The sequence below is a fragment of the Aliiruegeria lutimaris genome (assembly GCF_900099935.1).
GTDB classification, from domain to species: domain Bacteria; phylum Pseudomonadota; class Alphaproteobacteria; order Rhodobacterales; family Rhodobacteraceae; genus Tropicimonas; species Tropicimonas lutimaris.
In genome coordinates this window covers 44,105-52,719 of the sequence record NZ_FNEK01000033.1, presented here as the reverse complement: position 1 = coordinate 52,719, position 8,615 = coordinate 44,105, and the positions used below count along the sequence as shown (strand labels likewise).

Below are 8,615 nucleotides of genomic sequence, written 5' to 3'. Positions count from 1 at the left end.
ACTGGGGCCGACGCTGCGCGAAGGCGACGTTGTCATACTCGACAACCTGTCGAGCCACAAAGCCCCGGCCGCAGCGGCGTCCCTACGCGCGATTGGTGCATGGTTCCTGTTCCTGCCACCCTACAGCCCAGATCTGAATCCCATCGAGATGGCCTTCTCGAAACTCAAGACACTGATCAGGAAGGCCGCCGCGCGAACCTATGACCAACTCTGGGCCGCCGTCGGACAGGTCTGCAACCTCTTCTCGGACGAAGAATGCTACAACTACTTCAAAGCCGCAGGCTATGAGGCCGATTAAACGCGACACGCTCTAGAGCGGCCCCAGAAGGAAATTGCCGAGATCGGCGAGCATCTGGGACACGACCTGCTGGCTCATGTAGCCGGTCACCTCCAGCCCTCGCTCCCGCTGGTAGCGCCGCAGCGCGGCGCGGGTATCCGCATCGAAAGTCCCGTCGACACTGCCCGGCGCAAGGTTCAACTGCTCCAGCCGCCGCTCGATCATCGTCCGCGTGACGGCATTCAGGCCCAGCGCCTCTTCGGCGGCACGCGCCTGTTGCATGGCCGCGCTATCGGCCCCTTCCAGTGCCGCAACGCGTTCCCTGGCCTGCGCGGCATGGGCCCCCTCGGGATGAGCCGCGAGATAGGCGTTCAGCGCGGTGACGGTTCCCGCCTCGGACGCCGCCTGCCAATCCGCCAGCTCAAGCGCCTCGGCGCGCGCCTTTGCCGCCGCTTCGATAGCCGCCAGCCGTTCGCGCGCAATCGGCGCGTAGAGCCCCTCGGGATAGCGTTCGAGATAGGTCCGCAGCCCGGCCTCGTCCTCGGCCCCGGTCACCGCGGCCCAGGCCTCCCGGTCCAGTTTTTCCTTTTCAAGCTCCTGCCGCCGCTGCTCGGCAGCCACTTCCGCCGCACGGCGTTCCGCCTGCAGGGCCAGCCGTTCCACCTGGGTTGCATCCAGGTACCCCGTGCCGGGAAAACCGTTCCTGACCTGGAAACGGGTGATCGCCGCTCGCGAGCCCGGCCCGAAAACGCCGTCCACCCCGCGCGGCTCGTAATCCAGCAAGGTCAGTTCGCGCTGGATGCGCCGACGGTCGGCACGGCTCAACGCAAGCTCCTCCTCCGCCAGCCGCGCCAGCCGGTTCGGCTCGGTGCGGATCCGTTCGATGGCCTCGCGCGCCTCGGCAACGAAGAACCCTTCCGGGAAACGCTCCAGGTAGCTCTCATACCCACCGACGCTGTCCTGCGCCGTCGTCGCCTGCCAGATCGCCCGCTCGACCTCCGCCGCGTTCGGCGGCGCAACCGGGCGCTCCTCGCCCACCGGCAGGAAGACGACGCTCTCCGACAGGAACCCGCGCCCACGCAAGCCGCGCGCCGCGGCAATCGCCTCCGGCAGGCTCCGCCCCTCTTCCAGCAGCGGCCCGGCGACAAACCCCGCGACGGCCTCGGCGTTGCCCTCGACAATCGTCACGCCTTGCGGCACCGCGCCCCGAAACAGGCCGGTTCCCAGCCCATCCCCAGCCTCGACCTTGCCGCTCGCCGCGCCCAGCGCCACCACCGCCGCGCCCGGCACCCGCCCGGCCACGGCCAGAACGGTATCCACCGAAAGCCCGATATCGTCGATATTGGCCAGATCCGGACGCGCCACCTTGTCGGCCTCGATCAACCAGCTCCGCTCCGCCCCCTGCAGGAAGCTTCCCGAGAGATGGACGACAATACGGTCCTCTCCCTCGATCCCGGCGAGAAAGCGCGACAGCGCCGCGCGCATCGCGGAGACCGACCCGGCATCCGCCGTGATCACCTCGAACCCGGCATCGCGCAACGCTTGCGCCGTATCCACCCCGTCGCCCGATCCCCACAAGCCGCGCCGCTCGGCTTCCGGGGCGCCGATCACCAGCGCCCGGTCCGCCCAGACGGTCCCCGCCGAGACAGTCATGCCGATAGATGCGGCCAGCGCCGCGAGGTTGGACATCAATCTGCTCATACCCGCCTCCGAGTGTTTCTTTTGGGGCAAGTCTACGCCTGTGGCGTCGGTTATCAAATAGCGGCTCAGTCGTAGACCCGGCGATCCTCGATCACGATTCCGTCTTTCGGCAGCTCGCCCGGCGCAAGAACCTCGATCGACGCTTTGAGCTTCAGCAGGTCCTTCACGTCCTCGCCATATTCCGTCCAGTCGCCACCATCGGCCTCGATCTGGACATGCATCGCATCCATCTCGTTCTCGCGGCTGATGATCACCCGCGCCTTGTGAACATGGGAATGCCGCGCCACCAGCTGCGCCACCTGTTCGGGCCGCACGAACATGCCCTTCACCTTGGCGGTCTGGTCGGCCCGTCCCATCCAGCCCTTGATCCGCGCATTGGTTCGCCCACAGGGGCTCTCGCCCGGCAGCCAGGCCGACATGTCGCCGGTGGCAAAGCGGATCAGCGGGTAATCGGGGTTGAGCGTGGTCACCAGCACCTCGCCCACCTCGCCGGGGCCAACCGGATCGCCGGTGCCGGGGGTGACGATCTCGACGATGACCCCCTCATCGACGATCATCCCCTCCATCGCCTCGCTCTCATAAGCGATATTGCCGAGATCCGCCGTGGCGTAGCATTGCAGCGTGGCAATGCCGCGATCTGCATATTCCTGCCGCAGCGACGGGAACAGCGCGCCGCCCGACACGACGGCCCGGGACAGCTTGAGCGCCTCGCCCATCTCTTCGGCCCGGTCCAGGATCACCTTCAGGAAATCCGGCGTGCCAGCATAGGCGGTCGTGCCCACATCCACCGCCGCGCGCACCTGCAGGTCGGTCTGGCCGGTTCCCGCCGGCAGCACCGCAGCCCCCACCGCACGGGCGCCGTTCTCGAACATCGTCCCCGCCGGCGTCAGGTGGTAGCCGAAGCAGTTCTGCACGATATCGCCCTTGCCGATCCCGGCGGCGTGAAGGAAACGGCCCAACCGCCACCAGTCCTGCGAGGTCATTCCCGGCTCGTAAAGCGGCCCCGGCGACTGGAACACGTGGTCAAAACCGTGCGCGGGCCGCGTGGTGAAACCGCCAAAGGGTTCATCGACCGTTTGCTTCCCACCCAGCTCCGATTTCCGCAAGACCGGCAACCCGGCCAGCGCCCCTGCATCCGTGATCTTCGCCGGATCCACCTTGGCCAGGCTATTGGCATAGCCCGCCAGTGCCTTCGCCGCCGCGATCTGCCGGGGCAATTCTTCCGCCAAGGCCACCGCCCGCTCATCCACGCTGCGCCGTTCCAACCCGTCAAATGGCTTGCTCATGTTTCCAATCCCTCCCTCGTCGCCAGCCGCGCGCCCCTACCGGCGCCGAACACGGCCATGCTCTGCCTTTCGAACTCCCCCGCAGTTCACGCCACCCGCCTTTTGAAATCAACCGCCTAGATCAGAGTCCGGCCAAGGCTTACGCCAGGCAGCGCCGCGAACCGCAACACCTCCATGGCTTCGCCTTTCCCAAAATATCCCGGGGGGAGCGCTCGAACGAGCGCGTGGGGGGCAGCGCCCCCCTTGGCACAAGGCCAACAGCCTGCGATGGCCGCCAGATCTTCCACGCTGGCGGCAAACACCCCGCCGGCGAGAAACGTCAGGCAGCGAGGCCCTTGCTACCGAGCTCGAGATATTTCCGCCGCCGGTCCGCGATCAGCCCCGCCCGGTCCAGCCCATCCAATTCGCCCAGCATCGCGGCAATCGCCGCGCCGACGCTGGCAATGGCCTGCTCCCGGTTACGATGCGCCCCGCCAACCGGCTCGGCCACCACGCGGTCCGTCACGCCAAGCTCCAAGAGGTCCTGCGCCGTCAGGCGCAGCGCCTCGGCGGCCTCGCGCATCTTCTCGGCATCTTTCCACAGGATCGACGCGCAGCCCTCCGGCGAAATCACCGAATAGATCGAATGCTCCAGCATCGCCAAACGGTTGCCGGTCGCAAAGGCCACCGCCCCGCCCGAGCCACCCTCGCCGATGATCACCGAGACGAGCGGCACACCGATGGTCAGGCAGGCCTGCGTCGAGCGCGCAATCGCCTCCGACTGGCCGCGCTCCTCGGCGCCCTTGCCCGGATAGGCGCCGGGCGTGTCCACCAGCGTCACCACCGGCAGGTTGAACTTGTCGGCCAGCTCCATCAAACGGATCGCCTTGCGATAGCCCTCCGGGCGCGCCATGCCGAAATTGCGCTCGATCCGGCTCTGCGTGTCGTGGCCCTTCTCGTGGCCGATCACCACCACGGGCCGATCGTTGAAGCGGGCCATGCCGCCCATGACGGCGTGGTCATCGGCGAAATTCCGGTCGCCTGCCAGCGGCGTGTATTCGGTGAACAACGTCTCGATATATTCTTGGCAATGCGGGCGCTCCGCGTGGCGGGCGACCTGGCATTTCTGCCAGCGCGTCAACTTTCCATAGAGATCCTTGAGCATGGCGGCCGCCTTGGCGTCCAGCGCCGCGGCCTCGGCCTTCACGTCCATCCCCTCGTTCGAACGGGCCATCGCCCGAAGCTCCTCGGCCTTTCCTTCGATCTCGGCCAGAGGCTTTTCGAACTCCAGATAGTTCATCACGCGGCTCCCTTACTGCTCGCACCCATATGCGTCCGAACGGTGGGATTTGCAACAGAACCCGGACCGCCCGACCACGAACACGGAACATCGCCGCACGATCGGGGCGGCGCCCAACCGGGACGCCTGGAAAAAGGTGCGCCCGCCGTGGGTCTCCCCTCCCCCGGCGGGCGCAGCAGGACCTGGTCGAACGGATCAGCCGGCGATAAGCTCAGCCTGCTTCACGATCACTTCGGCCTGCTTGATCGAGGCGATGTCCACGAGACGGCCCTTGTAGACCGTGGCGCCGGCCCCCTCTGCCTTTGCCTTCTCCATCGCCGCGAGAATTTCCTTTGCCTCGGCCACCGCCGCTTCGGACGGTGTGAACACCTCGTTGGCCAGCGCCACCTGCTTGGGGTGGATCGCCCATTTTCCGACCATGCCGAGCGTCGCGGAACGCCTCGCCTGCGCGACAAAGCCGTCATCATCCGAGAAATCGCCGAACGGCCCGTCCACCGGCAGAACGCCATGGGTCCGGCAGGCGGCAACGATCGCGGCCTGCGCCCAGTGCCACGGGTCGGACCAATGCTTCACGCCCTCTCGGATCATGTAGTAGTTTTCCTGCGTGCCGCCGATACCGGTGGTCTGCATGCCCATGGAGGCCGCGAAATCGGCGGCGCCGAGGCTCATCGCCTCCATCCGGGGCGAGGCGGCGGCGATCTCCTCGACATGGGCAATGCCGGCCGCGCTCTCGATGATCACTTCGAAACTGATCGGCTTGGCGCGCGCCTTGGCACGCTCGATCGCGGTCACAAGCGCGTCCACGGCATAGATGTCGCCCGCGCAGCCCACTTTCGGGATCATGATCTGGTCGAGCCGGTCCGAGGCCTGCTCCAGCAGGTCCACCACGTCACGATACCAATAGGGCGTGTCGAGCCCGTTGATCCGCACTGACAGCGTCTTGTTGCCCCAGTCCACGTCGCCAATGGCCTGGATGATGTTCTTGCGCGCTTCCGCCTTGTCGTCGGGGGCCACCGAATCCTCGAGGTCGAGATTGATGACATCGGCCGCGCTCGCCGCCATCTTCTCGAAGATCGCCGGGCGGGACCCCGGGCCAAAGAGCTGGCAACGGTTCGGGCGGGCGGGGGCGGCAGGCTGAATGCGGAAGCTCATGACTCTCTCCGGCAAGTATATTTCGAATCTGGTTCGATACGGGGTAGATTATTGCGCGCACCCTGACAAGACTCTTTTCGCAGTGGCAGCATAACGGCACGCCACGCGCCCCCGAACGCGGGCAATCACGTCGTTTTCAGAATGGGTTACCGGCAGAGACGGCAGGCTGCCGATGCGGCATCGACAGGGCGGGCTACTCGCCGCTTCCCTGCAGCCTGGCCACGGAGGACCGCAGCGCCCGGTCCAGCCGCAGGCGCGCCGCATCGACCGACGTCACATATTGCTCCAGCACCGGCGCCGCCTGCGGCAGCTTGTCCGCAACCGTCTTGTGCTGGCTGTAGAGCAAGGCAAGGCCGCCGAAGACCAGGAACGCGAGCCCCATGCCGATCCGGCGGCCACGGCTGCGCTCTTCCCGGGGAACCCGGTTTTCCGCGCTCCGGGCGGAAGCGGCCTCCTCTGGCCGAAGGGTCGAATTGATCTCCTCGACATCGGGAAGGCGTTCGCGGCGCGGCGCCGGCTTGTCGCTGCGTTCCTCTTCCTCGGCCGGAATCGTGTCCGACGGCACGACCCGCGCCGGTTCGCGCGGGACCAGATCCGGCTCCGGCCGGCGCGCAGCGCGCTCCGGGGCAGGCATGTCCAACTCGCCCTGCGTCTCCAGCGCGCCGCGTTCCGCCTGGCGGGCAGCCTGCTCACGCGCGGCTTCCTCACGCAAAACCGCCATCGCAGCCGCGTCGACGGGCCGGCGGGGCGGAATCGGCTCGGAGTCGGGTGCCTCTTCGGGCTCTTTTTCCTCGACCTCCGGCGTCGCTTCGTCGGGCAGGTCAGCCTCTATGGGCAGATCATCGGGCTCGTCGGGCTCATCGAAAATCCCAGCCGCCGACCCCAGCGCAGGATCCGGAATTTCGTCGGCCGTTTCAGGCTCGGCGACAGCCGCGGAGGCGGGCGCAACGGAGGCTGGCTGCCGCGCGGGTGGTTCGGGCTCGGGGTCCGGCGGGGGCGGCGCGGAAATTTCCGGCTCTTCGACGGGCGTTTCCGGAGCTGACGGATGATCTGGATGATGCTGGAACCACGTCTTGCCGCAATTCGAGCATTGCACGTCCCGACCGGTATCCGGAATCACACGGGCATCGACCGCGTACTGGGCTCCGCAATTTGGACAGGTAAGGCGCATGTCCCCTCTCGACGGGGCTTGCAAACTGCCCCACTGCTCTGACTTTTCTACGTTTATGCCTCGGGATCGGGGGGATGACAAAGAAAATGCACATCCCTTCGGATGCGAACCCCGTTGAAACGCGTCCGTTGCTCAGGCACAACGGGCCGCGCAGGGAGGGGAAGGAGATTTCGTGATCGAACTGAACGATGTTGCCTATTCCTATGGCAACGGCACCCTTCTTGGAGACGTCACGCTGCACCTTGCACCGGGATCGTTTCATTTTCTCACCGGGCCCTCGGGCGCCGGCAAGTCGACCTTGCTCAAGCTGTGCTACATGGAATTGCTGCCAACATCCGGGCAGCTTTCCATTTTCGGCCGCGATGTGAAGTCTATGAGCCGCGATGATGTCGCGCGCACGCGCCGCCGGATCGGCGTGGTGCATCAGGATTGTCAGTTTCTCGACCACCTGCCGCTGACCGAGAACCTCGCCATGCCGCTCGCCGTCACCGGGCGCGATGCGGCCCCGGAGGACCAGAACCTGAAAGAACTCATGGCCTGGGTCGGGCTGTCTTCGCGCGCAGACGCGCTGCCGCCGCAGCTTTCGGGCGGGGAGCGCCAGCGCGCCGCCCTTGCCCGCGCGGTGATCATGGACCCGGAGATCGTGCTGGCCGACGAGCCGACCGGCAATGTCGACTGGGAGATGTCGCTGCGCCTGCTGCAATTGCTGGTGGAGCTGAACCGGATGGGCAAGACGATCCTCGTGGCCACGCATGATCTCAACCTGATCCGCGCCGCCAAGACCCAGGTCTCGGCCCGCGTGCTGCGCATTGCCGGCGGCACGCTGTCTCTGGCGGGAGCGGAGCTATGAGCGTGTTCGGCAAGGCGGGCGCCTTCCTGGCGGGCACGAGCGGGGCCGATCGCGTGGTGCCACCGACCGGCTTCACCGCGCGGCTCACCGTGTTTACCGCCGCCGCCATGGCCTTTCTCGCCGTGTTCGCGCTGGCGCTGTCGCTGGCGACCGACCGGCTGGCGACCCGCTGGTCCGAAGCGCTGGCGCGCACCGCCACCATTCGGATCTCCGCCCCGCCCGAGCAGGCCGCCCAACAGCTGACCAACACCCTGACCGTGCTGGAGACCACCCCCGGGGTGGCAGAGGCGCGCCCGCTCGGCAATGCCGAACGCATGGCGCTGCTGGAGCCGTGGTTCGGGCCGGACCTGCCGCTCGACGCGCTGCGCATTCCGGAGCTGATCGAGGTGGTCGAGACCGAGGAGGGCGTGGACGTGGCCGGGCTCAGGGCACGGCTCGCGGGCGAGGCGCCCGGCGCCGTTTACGACGATCACACCCGCTGGCGCGAACCGCTGGTCCACGCCGCCGAGCGGCTTCGGATGCTGGGCTTGCTGTCGCTTGGGCTGATCTCGGCCGCGACCGCCGCCATGATCACGCTAGCCGCGCAGGCCGCGCTCGCCGCCAATGAACGGGTGATCGCCGCGCTGCGCCTGATCGGGGCGCTCGACACCTATATCGCCCGCGCCTTCGTGCGCCGCTTCACGCTGCGTGCGCTGGTGGGCGCGGCGACCGGCACAGCGCTCGGCATGGCCGCCATCGCGCTGCTGCCAAGCGCCGATGCCGAGGGCGGCTTCCTGACCGGGCTAAGCCTCACCGGCACGAGTTGGCTGCTGCCACTGGCCATTCCGCCCATCGCCGCCATCGTCGCCTTCGCGGCAACACGCTATGCCGCCTTCCGGCAATTGCGAAAGACAACGTGA

Annotated in this window: 8 protein-coding genes; 3 read left to right on the top strand and 5 right to left on the bottom strand. The window is 67.3% G+C overall.

What is annotated here, in order from left to right:
• Positions 1–298, top strand: a 298-nt coding sequence (locus BLR85_RS15905) for a transposase (protein ID WP_170844596.1), incomplete at its 5' end; no start/stop codon positions are given.
• Between the two features lie 12 nt (positions 299–310).
• Here the strand turns inward: BLR85_RS15905 and BLR85_RS15900 are convergent.
• The 5 genes from BLR85_RS15900 to BLR85_RS15880 all read right to left on the bottom strand — a co-directional run bounded on the left by BLR85_RS15900 (position 311) and on the right by BLR85_RS15880 (position 6,866).
• Entirely contained in the window at positions 311–1,978 is a 1,668-nt protein-coding gene (locus BLR85_RS15900) for a peptidoglycan-binding domain-containing protein (RefSeq protein ID WP_093158062.1), read from the bottom strand.
• A gap of 65 nt (positions 1,979–2,043) precedes the next feature.
• Complete coding sequence (locus tag BLR85_RS15895; protein WP_093158059.1) at positions 2,044–3,264, bottom strand: phenylacetate--CoA ligase family protein; 1,221 nt, start codon at positions 3,262–3,264, stop codon at positions 2,044–2,046.
• A 319-nt stretch (positions 3,265–3,583) separates the two neighbouring features.
• Positions 3,584–4,546 carry an acetyl-CoA carboxylase carboxyltransferase subunit alpha gene (locus tag BLR85_RS15890; protein WP_093158056.1) on the bottom strand — a complete coding sequence of 321 codons (963 nt, stop codon included), beginning with the start codon at positions 4,544–4,546 and terminating at the stop codon, positions 3,584–3,586.
• A gap of 192 nt (positions 4,547–4,738) precedes the next feature.
• Entirely contained in the window at positions 4,739–5,695 is a 957-nt protein-coding gene (locus BLR85_RS15885; protein ID WP_093158053.1) for an L-malyl-CoA/beta-methylmalyl-CoA lyase, read from the bottom strand.
• A gap of 193 nt (positions 5,696–5,888) precedes the next feature.
• On the bottom strand, positions 5,889–6,866 hold the full coding sequence (locus BLR85_RS15880; RefSeq protein ID WP_093158050.1) for a zinc-ribbon domain-containing protein: 978 nt from the start codon (positions 6,864–6,866) through the stop codon (positions 5,889–5,891).
• 172 nt (positions 6,867–7,038) lie between these two features.
• On the opposite strand from BLR85_RS15880, the gene BLR85_RS15875 reads away from it, so the two are divergent.
• Both BLR85_RS15875 and BLR85_RS15870 read left to right on the top strand, forming a co-directional pair.
• On the top strand, positions 7,039–7,716 hold the full coding sequence (locus tag BLR85_RS15875; protein ID WP_093158047.1) for a cell division ATP-binding protein FtsE: 678 nt from the start codon (positions 7,039–7,041) through the stop codon (positions 7,714–7,716).
• Complete coding sequence (locus tag BLR85_RS15870) at positions 7,713–8,615, top strand: cell division protein FtsX (protein WP_093158044.1); 903 nt, start codon at positions 7,713–7,715, stop codon at positions 8,613–8,615. The genes BLR85_RS15875 and BLR85_RS15870 overlap by 4 nt, the downstream gene beginning before the upstream one ends.

Coding starts and splice junctions, on each gene's coding strand:
- BLR85_RS15895 (WP_093158059.1), bottom strand. CDS start 3,264: ATGAGCAAGCCATTTGACGGGTTGGAACGGCGCAGCGTGGATGAGCGG.
- BLR85_RS15900 (WP_093158062.1), bottom strand. CDS start 1,978: ATGAGCAGATTGATGTCCAACCTCGCGGCGCTGGCCGCATCTATCGGC.
- BLR85_RS15880 (WP_093158050.1), bottom strand. CDS start 6,866: ATGCGCCTTACCTGTCCAAATTGCGGAGCCCAGTACGCGGTCGATGCC.
- BLR85_RS15885 (WP_093158053.1), bottom strand. CDS start 5,695: ATGAGCTTCCGCATTCAGCCTGCCGCCCCCGCCCGCCCGAACCGTTGC.
- BLR85_RS15870 (WP_093158044.1), top strand. CDS start 7,713: ATGAGCGTGTTCGGCAAGGCGGGCGCCTTCCTGGCGGGCACGAGCGGG.